Below are 15,549 nucleotides of genomic sequence, written 5' to 3' on the forward strand. Positions count from 1 at the left end.
CATTTCCTCCTGTAGAAAAAGAACGATCATCTCCAGCTTTATTGTTGTTTGTTCAACCACTCCGATTGCAGCATTGCATATTGAAACTCATCTATCCAGAAACCTTTGGACATGTAATTTTCGAGCAGGTGTCCTTCACGTCTCATGCCCAATCGCTCTAACACTTGAATCGACTTGGTGTTCCTTACATCGGCAAAAGCGATCAGCTTATGTTTATTTAGAGCGCCAAATACATAGTCCATCAGGGCACAAAGTGCCTCATTCATGTATCCTTTGCCTTGAAATTCAGGTGCAAGAGTGAATCCGAGCTCGACAATCTGAGGTTCATCTGCACGTGTATGAATGGCACAATCGCCGATTAATTGATCCGACTCCGTTAGAGCAATGGCGTATTGGAACCAGGTCCCGGGCTGGTTAGGGGAATGTACTATTTGTTTGTTGATAAATGCTTCAGCTTCTTGGAGCGTATAATTTGCCCAGGATTGAAAACGGGAAACATCTGGATTAGCACGGTAGTGATAGAACGAATGTACATCCTGCAAAATGAAATTGCGAATAACAAGGCGCTCAGTCACGCAATATACTTCGTTTGATTTCTTCATATCATAAACCTCACTTTTTCTGTGTAATGTTCTCTTGCAGGTGGTGGCATCATTACTCTGGTTTTGATTCTAACATAAATCGCCGCAGCCTATTATTTTCACAGGCTTACGGCGATTGTCCAATCTAAACTGCTTTTGCTTCAAGTGTTGACGTTAGCACCTGTGATTCTCTTCGCAGGAATAATCCTATACCTAATGAAGCCAAACCGATAATCAGTATACAGGCTCCTAGCTCTACACTATAAAAAGTCAACTCACCGTGTCTAAAGGCCATTCCACGAATCATACGATTGAGCCAATTCATAGGCAAACCCCATGCTGTAACCTGAAAAAATGTTGGAAATGCAAGCGGCGTCAGTTGAATACCGGTTACCAGAAATGATGGATATAGGATCAAGCTCATTCTGGCACCAACCCTGGACACGTTTTGAACAGAATAACCGAGTAACATCGCGAGCAAACATAATGCCATCGAATACAGCAATAAAGGAATGATAAAGACATACGGTGCCGCTTCAAATCGCATATGTCCCACTTGTTTTAACATCCCATAACTGAGCAGGGAAGAGCAGGTGCTTAATATCACATAGGGCAAGACACGAATCCACAGCTGGAAGGGGGAACTCCCCTCAGATATAAGCTTACCCTCTTGCCGAAGACGGGGAGCGATCGCGCCAGCTGCACCCGTCGTGAGCATCAGTATAATGATATTTACAAATCCAATCACCATGGTACCAATATAACTTGAATTTGGATTATATAACATGCGCTGCACTTGAGATAGCGGGGACACCAGAGCTTTTGCTGATTCGATGTCCATGCCGGTTTGAGCAAGACGTGATACAGCAAGCGTCATATTTTCGGTTGTTATTATTTCTTGAATTGCAGGCCGAATACCGCTCAGGCTAGAAGGCATGGTGTTGTCCATCCATACCCCGATACTTGAGGGCAATCCCTGGTCTTTACGTTGCTCTATTCCTTCCGGCAAGAAAATGACTGCCACTGCCTTCTCGTTCGCCAGCAGCGTATCCGGAGAGAGGCGATTGGCAAACACATTTGTGACTTTCATATATTGAGAAGCATTGATTTCTTCAATAAGTTGCCTTGAATATGAAGAGTGATCCTCATCCATAACGACAACCGGTGTTTCGCTCAACTGATTGCGGGAGAACATAAGCCCGAAAAATACAGCGGCAATTAGAGGGGCAGCAAAAATAATAATGATCCACTTACTCCCGCGTATGTGCTTCCATTCATCAGCCAGTGATTTCATCAAGCTGCACCTCCGCAGTCATTCCCGGAAGCAAATCTGTACTTGTTGGAATAGAGATCCGGATCAGAAACATACTTAGATCTGCTTGGCCTTTTTCCCGCGTCATGCGCAGATTGGCGAATTGAGGAGAGGGGGCGATCGACGTAACCACACCTTCCTTTACAAGAAGATTCTCTAGATATGGAAAACGAACGTTTACCTTTTGATCTGCCTGAATCTGGTTAATCTGCGATTCCGGAATATACAGATCAACATAAAATCCTTCAGTTTTAGGTTCCGTATTCAATATTCCCTGCTTTTTACTTTCAGCCTGACTCACGGCGTCTGTACCTTTCGTGATCAACAAACCGCCTGCCAAAATAATGATCAAAGTTATGACGATATACAAACTCCATTTAGACTTCAAGATGATCTCTCCCTAATCTTATTACTCTCTATTATGATAAGAGTTGGTTCACACACATTTTCCAAGAGTAATCAAACGACTCCGGTTACCTTCTTTCCATTCTCTGATGGGCCTGTTCTGCTGCCTCCATGATGATTTCGCCCAGGGTTGGATGCGGATGAATGGTCATGGTTATATCTTCTACCGTTGCTCCCATCTCAATTGCAAGGGAAAGCTCAGATATAAGAGTAGATGCTTCAGCCCCGACAATCTGTGCACCCAATACAAGGCCAGACTCAGCGTGAGCAACGATTTTGACATATCCTTCGGTTTCCTTCAGAGCCAGTGCACGGCCATTAATGGAGAAAACAGATTTGCCAACGACAACAGGAATTGATTTTTGCTTACACGCCGTTTCGCTAAGACCAACGCTCGTAATCTCCGGGTGAGAGAACACAACGAGCGGAATAGCTTTGTAGTCGATGACAGAGGGTTTGCCTGCGATCGCTTCTGCTGCAATTTTTGCTTCATAAGAAGCTTTATGAGCCAAAGCAGGGCCTTGAACAATATCTCCAATGGCATAGATATGCGGGATGGATGTTCTGCACTGTTCGTCAATCTCAATCAAGCCTTGTGGAGTAGGGGACAGACCTATATGTTCAAGACCCAAGGCTCCATCTGTGTTCGGTTTTCTGCCTACCGTAATTAATGCATATTCAGCTTGAACAACATGGTGTTCATTCTGACGCATATAGTGGAGATCGATATGACTCGTATTTTGATCTGCTCCTGTAACCTTAGCTTCGGTTAAGATGGTTATCCCGTCCTTTTTCAGTTGACGAACGACAGGTGCAACAAGCTCTGCCTCGAATCCGGGCAAAATCTGTTCACCGCCCTCGAGCATCGTAACGTTAGTTCCAAATCTCGCAAACATCTGACCCAGTTCCACGCCAATATAACCGCCGCCAACCACAACGAGACTCTTTGGAATGTGCGGCAGCGATAGCGCCTCAGTGGAAGAGAGAATCCGTCCGCCGTAAGGAAGAGAGCTTATTTCAATCGGACGGGAACCGGTAGCCAGGATGAGATGCTTAAAGCTTATTCGACGCGCACCCTGTTCAGCGTGATATATTTCAGCGATATTCGCATCAGTTAATCTAGCTTCTCCTTCGATAACAGTCACACCCGCCGTTTTGAGTAAAAACCGAACCCCTCCAGACTGCTTATCCACCACAGCTTGCTTGAACACCTGAGCCTCCTGATAAGAAGAAGCTCCGTCAACAGCTCCCCATTGTCTGCGCATATGAAGACGCTCCGCTTCAGCAATGAGCGCTTTGGAAGGAATACAGCCTACATGCGTACAGACACCTCCGATCTGTTGGCGCTCTACAATGGCTGTTTTCATGCCTAGTTGTGACGAACGTAAAGCAGCCACATAACCGCCAGGCCCTGATCCAATGACCAGCGTATCTACGACTTCTAATAAATTCATGATTCGTACCTCCAAATTTAAAATATGATGATCGTAATATATTATAGTCATCATATTTTAAGGGAGTCAATACTCCATTTATAATCACTCTCCCTTTGCTGAAGATGGTGATATATGAATTGACATTAAATAATATGATAACTATAATATTTTAAAATACACTCACAGATACAGTCTTATATAAGGGGGAGAAGTAGGGATGCCTTATCCAAAAGGGCACAAGCTCAAAGTTCGGAACCATATTATTACCAGTGCGGCCAAAGCATTTCGAACCCATGGCGTGCGGAATATTAGTCTTCCACATATTATGAAAGGTGCTGGACTGACACATGGGGGATTTTACTCCCATTTTGAAAATAAAGATCAGCTTGTGATGGAGACCTGTCATTTCGCCATTAGTGATACCATTGCAATGCTACAGAGCATTGCAGACAAAAACAAAAACGAAGATCAGACGTCGATTGAGGCTGTCATTGATTTTTATTTAAGCTCCCTGCACCGAGATCAGACGGAAGTCGGTTGTATCTTACCAGCTTTATCGGGAGAGATTTCCCAACTATCGGAGGATATTCGACAAGCTTACACGCAGGAGTTGCAACGTTTTATCGCGTTTATTACAACTATGGCTGGGATGAATACCGCTGATGGTTATGCGTTGGTAAGCAGTATGGTAGGTACCGTTGCACTGGCACGGGCAGTTAGTGATGCGAAGTTCAGTGATGACTTGTTACAGGCAGGTCGTGTGCAGGCCAAACAAATGGTAAAGATCGGCTCCAGGTAACAACGACATTGATGACACAGAGGAAATGGGGGATTGATCGGATGATCATTAGAGAAGCCCGTATTGCAGACTATCCACAATTGAGACATATTTATTTGGATTCCCGGCGGGAGAGCTTTCACTGGGCCAATGCCGATGAGATGAGACTAGACGATTTTGACCGGGATACATCGGAAGAACAGATTCTTTTGGCAGAGAACAACGATCAAGTACTTGGATTTGCGTCACTATATGTACCTGACCGCTTTATTCATAATTTGTTTGTGCACCCAAGTGCTGCCGGCAAAGGGGTGGGAAAGCAGTTACTTCAGCAATCCGTGGTCGAACTGGGAACGCCTGTCACATTAAAATGTGTCTCGGATAATCATAAAGCACTCACATTTTATAAAAAGCAAGGCTGGAAAGCTATTGTAGAAGAAGGTGAACCTGGATCAAGATATTGGGTTCTTCAATATAAGGAATGAGGGAAAAGAAGACATGAATATCAGAAAAATAAATGAAAATGGAGTATCTATTGCTTACGTTACGAGTGATGAAGAATTAATTACCGATGTTCAATCCGCTATCGATTTTATGGCTACGGTTCGATATGAAGCCGATTGTCACCGTATTATAGTTAACAAATCTGCTGTCAGTGAAGTGTTTTTTGATCTGAAAACACGGCTGGCAGGTGAAGTGTTGCAAAAGTTCATCAATTACCAGACCAAAATTGCGATCATTGGTGATTTTTCCGGTTATACCAGTAAAAGTCTTCGAGATTTTATCTATGAAAGCAACATGGGGAACGATATATTCTTCGTAACAGAGGAAGAACTGGCTATTGAAAAGCTAAGCAAGAAACAGTGATTTAAATTAACTAGGGCGTGTCTGAAAACTCCGAAGGGAGCAGATTTTGCCGAATTTTCGTTCCAAGCAAGAAAGTTTTCTGCAGGCGTGCCGGGGCACGTCAAGGGAAAGTGACGCAGCAGGGGGCGAAAAGGCGGTGAAAGATGCAGTTCAGCGAGCTTTGAGACACGCCCTAAAGAGAGATGGAGAGATTGAGATGGATATTGTGTCATATCGGGAGCAAGATCAGGAACGACTGGTTCAGATTTGGGAGAGAGCTGTTCGAGCAACACATACATTTTTGGAGGAACAACACATTCAATTCTATCGGGATGTGGTAAGCAAAGTATTACAGGAACGGCAAGTCGAGGTGTGGGAAACTCTAGATAAAGAACATCAGCCTGTCGGTTTTATCGGGTTGCAAGATAACTTAATTGAGATGTTATTCGTCGATCCAAGTCAGCATGGACAGGGAGTTGGTCGTCTGCTGATCGAACATACTATCAAGATCAAAGGACGCCACCTGAAGGTGGATGTCAACGAACAGAATCCTGGAGCTGCACAATTCTATAGCAAAATGGGGTTTGTACAGATCGGACGCTCCGAATTCGATGGTTCTGGTAATCCGTTCCCGCTATTGCATCTGGAAATTTCATAAAGGATAAGAATGTTCCCATTGAAGTCGCTAATTTAGCGACTTTTTTTGCGAGCGTAACCTAGTATGATCTGAATCCTTCACTTGGTCCTATGCCAAATATAAATATTTACCTCTTGCATAAAGAACACATGTTCGGTTTATAATATATACAAACATACGTTCTTAAATGTACAGGAGTGATTTCAGTGTGGACTAAGCAGCGAACCATCATGCTCATTGATATGCAGAGTTTTTATGCTTCAGTCGAAAAGGCAAAAATGCCCCAATACAAAAATAGACCTCTCGCCGTTGCAGGCGATCCAGCAAGACGTTCTGGCATTATTCTTGCCGCTTGTCCATTAGCCAAAGCTAAGGGGGTATCTACCGCAGAACCACTCTGGCAGTCTCTTCAGAAGTGCCCTGAACTGATCATTGTCAGACCTCACATGCAAGAATACATTGAAGTTTCCACCCAAATTATGTCCATTATTGAGGAATTCACCGATCTGGTTGAGCCATACAGTATAGACGAATTATTCGCTGATTTTACAGGGTCTATGCATTTATTTGGTAATGATCCAATCGATTTGGCCAAACAAATTCAAGACAAAATCTATAACGAAACAGGGGTTTACGCCAGAGCGGGCATTGGTGAAAACAAAATTATCAGTAAATTGTGCTGCGATATGATTGCTAAAAAAGCGGAAGGTGGCATTTTTCACTTAAAGAAAGAGGAGTTACATCTTCACATTGGAGATAAGCCCATCCGCGATATGTGGGGGATTGGCTCAAGAATGGAAAAACATCTCTGGAAGATGGGTATCCGAACCATTAAAGACCTGGCGAATACGCCTCTTTCCAAATTAAGAAGCAAATGGGGTGTTAATGGAGAAGTCATCTGGAGGGTTGCCAATGGACTCGACAATTCGCCGGTAACGGTCAACACACATAATACACAAAAGGATATCGGAAACGGAATGACCCTGCCCAGAGATTTCACAGAAGCATGGGAGATTGAAGTGGTTATTCTCGATATCTGTACAGAAGTGTGCAGAAGAGCCCGTAAAAAGGGGCTGATGGGTAGTGTCATATCTGTGAGTGTATCGGGAGCAGATTTTGATCACCCAACCGGTTTTCACAGGCAGGTTAAACTGTCTGATCCTACAAACATAACCGTTGATGTGTGCAAAATAGCCAAACGCATATTCCATCAACATTGGGATGGGCAACCTGTGCGCCGTGTAGGCGTATCCCTATCTCAATTATCCAATGCGGATACATATCAACTATCTTTCTTCGATGATCAAGAGCAGAAACGAGCCATTGATCAGGTGATGGACAACATCAAGGATCGATATGGCGACATTGCCATTCTTCGAGCGAGCTCCATTACGGCTGCGGGCCAAGCGATCGATCGAGCATCTAAAATTGGGGGGCATTACAAATGAGCAAAAAACTGGAGGCCAATGGATTATGGGAATCGAGCCGCATGATGCTTCCACAACATAAAGAACGAATTATACAGCATCGTACTCAAATTCATGTTCAGGCGAAACCTCTGATTCATGAAGATGAGTGGGAGATTATTGCTCAACATATAGATATGTCCCTCAACTATACGTTGCGAGCCACCTTTGAAGTATTTCATGAGTCAGGCAATCGGTATATACACGGGATCGTCACTTCAGTCAGTGCCTTTGGAAAAAAAATAAAAATTGAAATGGAAAATGGATTTGAATGGGTCGATTTTGATCAACTGGTCACTGTAAAGTTTGAAGAAGGAGGAGGTGTGTACGGTGAGACAAACTTCTGAGGAACTTGCACTCGTCAAGAGGCTGGTTGAGCTTCCGTATCTTTTAGGTGCTCTGGAGGTAGATAAGCATAAAATATACGCTTCAAACTTTAAGATGAAATCGGTGTATATTGATTACCTGGACGGTACTCAAAAGAAAATTGCTTTAGAGATGTACAAGTCAAAACAAAGTTTAAAGGAACATCATATAAAAATCATTGAAGAGGAGAGATCCGAGCTGAGTTTAACAGTAAATTATTCGGTAAGAGGTTACCTTCACAAAATGACTCTATTGTGGAGCAAAGTGAAAGTGGATGTGACCTTAATGCTTACTGAACATATGAGCGTTGATATTACTGATATGCCAAGATAAACATAGAGTTAGAGCAGAATACGGTATATAACGGCATAAGGTGGATATAATACAGCTATAACCATTGTTTTCTTCTCCCGATTTGGGTAAACCGACCTTTGAAATTGAAGGGTCGGTATTTTTTGTCTTAAATTTTGTGATTGGCATATTAACCATATAAAATGAGAGAACTCAAGATTCAGTTACATACAGATAGATACATTTATCCATATTGTTCCGTCCCGAAACAAGAATTTATCCTTCAGAAGAATGGTATCAACATATCTGGATAGCACGGCATGGTTCCATTATCTTGACAGCCAGGAGTATTATAATACAACGTTGAATAAGAGTAGTACGTTGGTAACTCACCGTTGAACAACGAAAGATTTTAATGGGTGGAGGGGAGGAAAGTTATGGACTACAATTCACGGAAGGTAGCAGTGTTTGAGACAGAAGGGTTCCGTAACTGTACTGTAGCGGCAGGTCGCCGTCATACCGTCGCTCTTAAATCTGACGGAACAGTCATAGCCGTGGGTGATAATAAATACGGTCAATGTGATGTAAGCGATTGGTCCCATATCGTCGCCGTTGATGCCGGTAATGTTCATATGGCTACGAACACAGGTAATGCTCATACCGTTGGTCTTAAATCTGATGGTACGGTAACAGCTATAGGTTGGAATAAGCATGATCAATGCAATGTAAGCGAATGGCGCGATATCGTAACCATTTCAGCAGGTTGGTGCCGTACTGTTGGGGTTAAATCAGATGGCACCGTGGTTGCGGTGGGGCGAAATAATGAAGGGGAATGCAACGTGAGCAGCTGGCATGATATTATATCGGTCACGACGGGGGACTGGCATACAGTTGGTCTAAAAATAGACGGTACGGTAACAGCAGTTGGTAACAATAAATATAACCAATGTAGCGTAAACGACTGGGGCGACATGTTGACTGTTTCGGCAGGGTATCTTCATACGGTTGGGCTTAGATCGGATGGCAAGGTAGTGGCTACGGGTAGAAATCATGAAGGGGAATGCGACGTAAGCGGTTGGCTCGATATTGTCGCAGTTGCAGCGGGAAGTTATCATACCGTTGGTCTTAAGTCTGACGGTACAATGGTTGCTGTGGGTTCTAATAAACATCAACAATGCGACGTAAGGGGCTGGCATGACATTAGAGCTATTTCAGCGGGCTGTGCCCACACAATTGGATTGAAATCGGATGGTACGATGGTTGCTGTGGGTGATAATGATTATGCACAATGTGATGTAAGCGGATGGAGTAACATCCAACAATATCATTTCAACAAGGAAACGAATTGAACAACTCTCAGGACCCGTGCTGTCTTTTAAGATAACATGGGTTTTCTATTTATACTGCAAAAGAGGATTGCCATCTCAGTAGGAGACAAACCAAAGTCCCGTTGAATCCAAAGCTGTATGCTCCTTAAGTAGAGGGGGAGAGTAGATTAAAGTCGAAGAGGGACTGCATTTTGCATTCCCTCTTCTTAGTGATTTTACAATTAGGAAGATATAATCTTCTAGTTTTTAGCCTAGTTTTCGCGAACCATTGAACCACACGGATTGGATTGACAATGTATCTGAAATATTAGTGATCGGATCACCGTTTATGAGAATAAGATCAGCACGTGCACCTTCGGTAATCCGGCCACGATCATGTAGACCAAAGCAACGGGCCGGTTTGGAAGTAGCCGACTGAAGAGCTTCGATCGGAGTGAACCCAGCCTTCACCAGCAGCTGCATTTCGTGGTGAACACTGGCCCCATGAGCAAGGCCACCAAGGTTCGGAACGGGAACCGGTGCGACATCCGTCCCTACAAGAATATCAACTCCGGCACGGTGAAGATCCATCACATTTTTAAAGCTGTTCTCCATATTGCCATGTGGGAACGTATTGAAGCTTGAGTTCAAGATATCGATCCAATCTGGACTTAATTTGGAATGAACTCGTGGATCATTAGCCAATTCCGATGCCGGATTACCTATAATCGATGAATTCAACACCAAGCACGGTGTAACAAAAGCTCCAGAATCAGCTATGGATTTGACCAATTCGGACGTGTACTCGGGTCTGTCGATAAACAAGTGCCCCAAACCGTCGACTCCAAAATCGATGGCTGCTTTCGATGAAAGAGCCGTCAAAACGTGGGCAATAACCAACTTATCAAATTTGTGGGCTTCAGTAACGGCTGTTTTTAGGATCTCATCACTTAGAACAGGCAGGCCAGGTGCACCCATAACCGTTCCTTCTTCAATCATGATCTTAATATAGTCGGATCCATTCTCCACTTGGGTATGCACATGTTTGATCGCTTCTTCAACCGTCGTCACTTGAGGTATTTCGTCGTGATCGTGAGCGTAGGCGGCCAACATGGCTTCCCGGTCTTCCTCCGATAACTTCTCCAGTTCCTTTAATACGAATTCAGGTATTTCATCTCCATCAGGCAGTAATTCATCTGGGTGCCCACCAGGAGCGGTAATCGCCGTACCAGCAGATCGGACGTCTGCGATGTCATCGACATTTTTTAGCTGAATTTCGCGCCCTCTTTTAGTAAAGTCGCCGTTCATTTCGAGTTCTGTTGTAACGCCGAATTTTAAGGCATCCCGTAATCCGCCAATTGAGGTATGGACATGTGCATCAATCAGGCCGGGTATTAATGTCGCATTTTCTCCATCGATAATTGTTGCGTCGCTTGGAATGTCTCCGCCCACTGAAATAATGGACACCCCTTTAATGACAATATGTCTGGGAGCAATGATTTGATATCCATCAAAGATCCGTACATTCGTAATCGCAGTAATTTTTTCTAACCCAGCATTCTGATTTAATTTCTCCATCATAAATCCTCCTAATGTGTTTGTGACTGAACAACTCGCAGTATAACTGTTAGATACCTAACAGTCAATAGTCTAACAATCGTTTGACAAGCCTACTGGGATCACTGTATATTTTAGCTACTTACAATTAGATTCCTAACAATTAGAGAGGGGACGATGGACGGTCATGCATTCCCGAGAAGATACGCCTTATATGGAGTTGTTTCAAATTATCGGTCTTAAGTTAAAGAAAAGAGCGGATGAAAGTATAAAAGAGTTAGGATTAAGTTCTCAACAAGGAAAAGTAATCGATTATATTTATGAGAATCAAGATAATCATATTATTCAAAAGGATCTTGCAGATCGGTTTCATCTGCGTGGGGCAAGTGTTACAAGCATGCTTCAAGGTCTAGAGCAAAAAGGTTTCATCGAACGGAAAATCCCGGCCAATAATGAACGGCAAAAAAATATTTATGTATTACCAAAAGCGGTTGACTTGATTGAAGACTTTAATAACTCATTTCAAAAAGTAGAGGATGAAATCGTTCAAGCCCTAAATGACGAGGAGAAGCAAATCTTAAAGAAATTATTGATCAGAATTAATGAACGCATATAACAGATGAGCCTGCATAGGTAACTGAGGGCCATAGAACACTGATTTAATATAATCTTTAGAAAAAATTGGATAGGGACAAGAACATTAGTTAAGTAAAAGTCACTATCTATGAACATTACCCTGTCAAAGTAGACAAAAAGGGGAAATTTAAGCTACGACCGTTTCTCGGTATTCCACCGGGGGATGGTCGTTTGGATTATGAGACATACAAAAACTGTAATATTTAAAACAAAAGTGAGAGGAGCATAATTCATGTTTGATGAAATTGCTTTCTCACCAGGAATTATTCTTACAATGGAATGGAAATCTTGGATCAAAAAGATATTTTTCAAATCAGGTATAATTATAGAATGAATGTTATTGATGTTTAGACTCGAATAATTTACATAACTTAGTCCAAGAGTGCTATAAATATGTAAAGGAAATAATAGGATGAAGATAGTTGGCACTGAATAGAGTAAATACTTCATCATTTGAAATCTTTCTATTTAAGGCGGTATATTGATGAAAAAAATTGAAATTAAAGTAACTAACTATAATCCCAAGTATGCTGAACATACCGTGAAAATGTGGAGAGATAGCAAGGAACGGGCAATTGGCCAGGCTGAAACCCATAGCTTCGAAGACCATCTAAATTTTTTAAATCATATCCTATCTAAACAGTATCAAATAGATTTAGCGTTAATTGATGAAAAAGTAGTTGGAATGATTGCCTATAGTGAAACTGAGATAAGCCAACTTTATATTCATATTGATTATCAAGGGAATGGAATAGGGCGAACCTTGCTTAATAAAGCAAAAGCACAAGCAAATGGAAACTTAACTTTGTATACATTTGAAATTAATAAAAATGCCCAAAGATTTTATGAGAATAATGGTTTTGAAATCACTGGTAGAGGACAAGAAAATGAAGAGAATTTACCTGATATACGATATGAATTGAAGTTGTAAAAATCGAATATCAATTTACAGTCCAAAAAGAAACAGTCTGCAGGTTAGCTGGGTGCTTGACCACCCAACCATATTCACTGGAACTGTAATCCCACGTATTTATTATCTTGACAGTAATTGAGTCTGACTCGTAATATTTGAAGTGGAGATGTAGGAAAGGGGACTCGCTGGACAATGTGGACTTCCTTGTAATGATTATCTAAACTGGATCGCTCGACTTGGTGTTTTGGTTATAACCACACGCCTCGTTTGTGATGCCGATCTGCAATCATTCAAGGGACGCGAGGAACCGTTTGATCAAACCCGGGCGCGGATACTTGATGTATCCGTTTTTTGTTTTACCCAGGATAATTCCATCTCCAACGAAAAATGGATTTCTCCCTCCCCTATTAAACGGAGGAAATAAAATGAGCAAACTATATGGAAAAACGGCTATCGTGACAGGCACAAGCCGCCCTGGTGGGATCGGAACCGCCGTCTGCCGCACGTTGGCGCAAGAAGGCGCTAATGTGTTCTATACCCATCTGTACGATTACGATAAGACAGAGAATCCGGGAGATGCCGACAAGAACTGGCCGGATCTCTTCGCTGAAGAACTTCGCTCGTATGGCATTAAGGCAGCGCATATGGAGGTCGATCTTACCGATCCCGCTTCTCCGGCGCGAGTGCTTGATGCGTGCCGGTCGGCTGTCGGGCTGCCGACCATTCTCGTCAACAACGCTACGTACAGCGTATCAGCTGATTTCCGTCAATTGAATGCATCACTGATCGATGCGCACTGCGCTATGAACATTCGAGGCACGTTCATGCTATCGGCCGAATTTGCGCGTATGCTGGAGGTTGAACTGGCCGGCCGGCAGGTCCTTTGCGGTGGCCGGATCATCAACCTTACATCCGGTCAGGGTAAGGGGCCGATGCCTGGCAATCTCGCTTATGCCGCAACAAAAGGCGCTGTCTCCACCTTTACCGAATGTCTGTCTGCTGAGCTGGCTCCGTTTCACATTACTGTGAATGCGGTTGATCCCGGTCCTACTGATACGGGTTGGATGTCAGAAGAAGTGAAAAAAGCCTTGCTACCGGGATTTCCGATGGGCAGGATCGGTCTTCCTGAAGATGTATCCCGCCTGATTGCTTTTCTGGCAAGCGATGACTCCCAATGGATCACCGGACAAATCATCCATTCTCGAGGTGGGTTTAATTAGGCGACGGTTCATTAACTCAAGGGAAACAATAGTTCCATAAAATCAAAGAAGGCCGCCGATCAACAGGATCGGCGGCTTTATTCAATTACTAAGCAGTAAAGTTTAGTTATAATCAATTTTTATCACCAGAAAATAAAGTCTGCTTGGTAGAATTGTGGAGTAAAAATCACATTAACTGGAGTGGATACTATGCTTTCTGAGGAAGATTATGCGAAGGTAGCGAAAGAAGCTTTACATCGATACCCAATCATTTGGGAAAAACTTGTGTATCTCGGAAAGAATGATAATGTTACATTTCAAGTTCAGACCAACGATGATAATCAAAAGTATCTTATCAAAATCCATATCTTAACGATTTCCATTCATCCAAAAGGGAATGTGGCATCAGAGCTTATTTGGCTTGAAGCTTTGGTTAAAGATACAAATCTCGTCGTACCTGCCCCTGTCAGAAATTTTCAAGGTGATCTGGTAACAGAAATATCAACTGATCTTAGCGAAAATACAATCATGGTGACTATTCATCATTGGATTCATGGAAGTGTGCTTAGAAGAGAGCCAACAAGTAATGAAACTGAAAATTTGGCTCTCTTAATGGCGGCTCTCCATAAACATTCTATGCAGTGGAATCCACCTAAAGGCTTTAATAGACCAATATACAATTCTGATCATTTATATTCATCACTTAATCAATTAAAACAGTTGGTAAATTTGGAGCTTATCTCAAGTGAGGTATTTGTTTATGTGGAAGAGTCAGCCCATAAAATAGCAAATGTGATACAAAATCATAAACGTTTGCCAAGTAACTGGGGAATTATCCATTCTGACCTTCATGAGAGTAACTATGTTTTTTATGAGGATACTCCTCGACCCATAGATTTTTCCAATTGTGGCTATGGTTTTTATTTATTTGATATGGCTGAAACATTTATGCATCTTTCATCTGAGAATAGGAAAGTCTTTATTTCAACGTATAGCAAAGTAAATCAACTACAAGAGAATTATTTCGAGTTATTAGAAGCATTTTTTATATGGTCAATAATTAGGACTTTTGCATTCCACTCTCTAAATTCAAATGAACAACCATCCTTAGCGGAAAATTTCCCATCGGTTATTCAGAACTATTTTAAGAAATATCTTAAAGGTGAAAATTTTTTATTGAACTGACGGCGAAATTATAGTTTAACAAAAAACTAGGAAACAGCCGACCAAATTAATCGGCTGCCCTCACGACTAATTTACTCAAACCGATCCGGTTGACTTCTTCATTAATACGCTAGCAAACGTGAGGGGAGCTTAATTAATGTTTGATGACATAAATTTCTCACCGGGAATTATTGCTTACAATGGAACAGAATTCTTGGATCAAGAAGATATTTTTCAAGTCAGCTATAACGATGGAAGGATTATTATTGATGTTGGCCCGAATCGGTAATCATTCTAAGATTATCGGTTCGGACCTTTTTGATGAAAGTCTCTGATGTCGCAGCATCTCTGATCAGGATTATCCAATATACAACAGGTTTACGTCTCCGCCTGTTAACGTCTTCGGAACGCTCCACCACGGGCCAGAGCATAGAAAATCAAGAGAGCAATGATTGAGCCAACGATCGCGGGTATGATATGAAATCCACCCACCACCGGCCCCCTCGGTCCCAACAGTTCATACCCTAACCATGATCCCACAAAACCAGCAATGATATTCCCGAGTACGCCTCCCGGCACGTCCCGTCCAATCAGATTTCCACTTAACCAGCCAATTAGCCCACCGACAATAAGTATCCAGATTAGATACACGCAT

The 15,549-nt window shown here is 42.5% G+C and carries 19 protein-coding genes; 13 read left to right on the forward strand and 6 right to left on the reverse strand.

All coding sequences use genetic code 11. The features are described 5' to 3' along the window. Positions 1-38: 38 nt before the first annotated feature. From MKX40_RS15885 to lpdA, 4 genes are all read right to left on the reverse strand, one after another. Complete coding sequence (locus tag MKX40_RS15885) at positions 39-602, reverse strand: GNAT family protein (protein WP_339233806.1); 564 nt, start codon at positions 600-602, stop codon at positions 39-41. A gap of 124 nt (positions 603-726) precedes the next feature. Further along, complete coding sequence (locus tag MKX40_RS15890; RefSeq protein ID WP_339233808.1) at positions 727-1,875, reverse strand: ABC transporter permease; 1,149 nt, start codon at positions 1,873-1,875, stop codon at positions 727-729. Continuing rightward, positions 1,859-2,281: an HlyD family efflux transporter periplasmic adaptor subunit gene (locus MKX40_RS15895; RefSeq protein ID WP_339233810.1), complete on the reverse strand. Its 423-nt coding sequence runs from the start codon at positions 2,279-2,281 to the stop codon at positions 1,859-1,861. The genes MKX40_RS15890 and MKX40_RS15895 overlap by 17 nt, the downstream gene beginning before the upstream one ends. Positions 2,282-2,366: 85 nt before the next feature. Continuing rightward, on the reverse strand, positions 2,367-3,752 hold the full coding sequence (gene lpdA, locus MKX40_RS15900) for a dihydrolipoyl dehydrogenase (RefSeq protein WP_339233812.1): 1,386 nt from the start codon (positions 3,750-3,752) through the stop codon (positions 2,367-2,369). Between the two features lie 199 nt (positions 3,753-3,951). Between lpdA and MKX40_RS15905 the strand changes: the two genes are divergently transcribed. From MKX40_RS15905 to MKX40_RS15940, 8 genes are all read left to right on the forward strand, one after another. Then, the gene (locus MKX40_RS15905) at positions 3,952-4,533 is read left to right on the forward strand and encodes a TetR/AcrR family transcriptional regulator (RefSeq protein WP_339233814.1); all 582 of its coding nucleotides are present in this window, start codon (positions 3,952-3,954) and stop codon (positions 4,531-4,533) included. Between the two features lie 41 nt (positions 4,534-4,574). Next, entirely contained in the window at positions 4,575-4,997 is a 423-nt protein-coding gene (locus tag MKX40_RS15910; protein WP_339233816.1) for a GNAT family N-acetyltransferase, read from the forward strand. A 13-nt stretch (positions 4,998-5,010) separates the two neighbouring features. Then, the gene (locus MKX40_RS15915) at positions 5,011-5,379 is read left to right on the forward strand and encodes a DUF4180 domain-containing protein (protein WP_339233818.1); all 369 of its coding nucleotides are present in this window, start codon (positions 5,011-5,013) and stop codon (positions 5,377-5,379) included. A gap of 136 nt (positions 5,380-5,515) precedes the next feature. Continuing rightward, positions 5,516-6,016: an acetyltransferase gene (locus MKX40_RS15920; RefSeq protein ID WP_339233821.1), complete on the forward strand. Its 501-nt coding sequence runs from the start codon at positions 5,516-5,518 to the stop codon at positions 6,014-6,016. A gap of 209 nt (positions 6,017-6,225) precedes the next feature. Then, complete coding sequence (locus MKX40_RS15925; RefSeq protein ID WP_253442607.1) at positions 6,226-7,443, forward strand: DNA polymerase IV; 1,218 nt, start codon at positions 6,226-6,228, stop codon at positions 7,441-7,443. Beyond that, positions 7,440-7,808: a YolD-like family protein gene (locus MKX40_RS15930; RefSeq protein ID WP_339233823.1), complete on the forward strand. Its 369-nt coding sequence runs from the start codon at positions 7,440-7,442 to the stop codon at positions 7,806-7,808. The genes MKX40_RS15925 and MKX40_RS15930 overlap by 4 nt, the downstream gene beginning before the upstream one ends. Continuing rightward, positions 7,792-8,160: a hypothetical protein gene (locus tag MKX40_RS15935; RefSeq protein WP_339233825.1), complete on the forward strand. Its 369-nt coding sequence runs from the start codon at positions 7,792-7,794 to the stop codon at positions 8,158-8,160. Before MKX40_RS15930 ends, MKX40_RS15935 begins: the two co-directional genes overlap by 17 nt. Before the next feature lie 395 nt (positions 8,161-8,555). Continuing rightward, complete coding sequence (locus MKX40_RS15940; RefSeq protein ID WP_339233827.1) at positions 8,556-9,467, forward strand: chromosome condensation regulator; 912 nt, start codon at positions 8,556-8,558, stop codon at positions 9,465-9,467. A gap of 225 nt (positions 9,468-9,692) precedes the next feature. Here MKX40_RS15940 and MKX40_RS15945 read toward each other — a convergent pair whose 3' ends face one another. After that, positions 9,693-11,003 carry an amidohydrolase family protein gene (locus MKX40_RS15945; RefSeq protein WP_339243099.1) on the reverse strand — a complete coding sequence of 437 codons (1,311 nt, stop codon included), beginning with the start codon at positions 11,001-11,003 and terminating at the stop codon, positions 9,693-9,695. A 166-nt stretch (positions 11,004-11,169) separates the two neighbouring features. Here MKX40_RS15945 and MKX40_RS15950 point away from each other — a divergent pair, with 166 nt between their 5' ends. The 5 genes from MKX40_RS15950 (at position 11,170) to MKX40_RS15970 (ending at position 15,183) form a co-directional block, all read left to right on the forward strand. Continuing rightward, positions 11,170-11,598, forward strand: coding sequence for a MarR family transcriptional regulator (locus MKX40_RS15950; protein WP_047843226.1), 429 nt, complete (start codon positions 11,170-11,172; stop codon positions 11,596-11,598). Positions 11,599-12,102: 504 nt separating this feature from the next. Next, positions 12,103-12,549 carry a GNAT family N-acetyltransferase gene (locus MKX40_RS15955; RefSeq protein WP_339233830.1) on the forward strand — a complete coding sequence of 149 codons (447 nt, stop codon included), beginning with the start codon at positions 12,103-12,105 and terminating at the stop codon, positions 12,547-12,549. Positions 12,550-12,956: 407 nt separating this feature from the next. Continuing rightward, entirely contained in the window at positions 12,957-13,751 is a 795-nt protein-coding gene (locus MKX40_RS15960) for an SDR family oxidoreductase (RefSeq protein ID WP_339233833.1), read from the forward strand. A gap of 189 nt (positions 13,752-13,940) precedes the next feature. Beyond that, positions 13,941-14,915, forward strand: coding sequence for a phosphotransferase (locus MKX40_RS15965; protein WP_339233836.1), 975 nt, complete (start codon positions 13,941-13,943; stop codon positions 14,913-14,915). Between the two features lie 136 nt (positions 14,916-15,051). Further along, positions 15,052-15,183: a hypothetical protein gene (locus tag MKX40_RS15970; protein ID WP_339233838.1), complete on the forward strand. Its 132-nt coding sequence runs from the start codon at positions 15,052-15,054 to the stop codon at positions 15,181-15,183. Positions 15,184-15,287: 104 nt separating this feature from the next. Here the strand turns inward: MKX40_RS15970 and MKX40_RS15975 are convergent, their stop codons facing one another. Continuing rightward, a complete protein-coding gene (locus MKX40_RS15975; protein WP_074095306.1) occupies positions 15,288-15,545 on the reverse strand; it encodes a GlsB/YeaQ/YmgE family stress response membrane protein in 258 nt (85 codons plus the stop codon). Positions 15,546-15,549 lie beyond the last annotated feature (4 nt).

It is taken from the genome of Paenibacillus sp. FSL R5-0517 (assembly GCF_037974355.1).
Lineage (GTDB): Bacteria > Bacillota > Bacilli > Paenibacillales > Paenibacillaceae > Paenibacillus.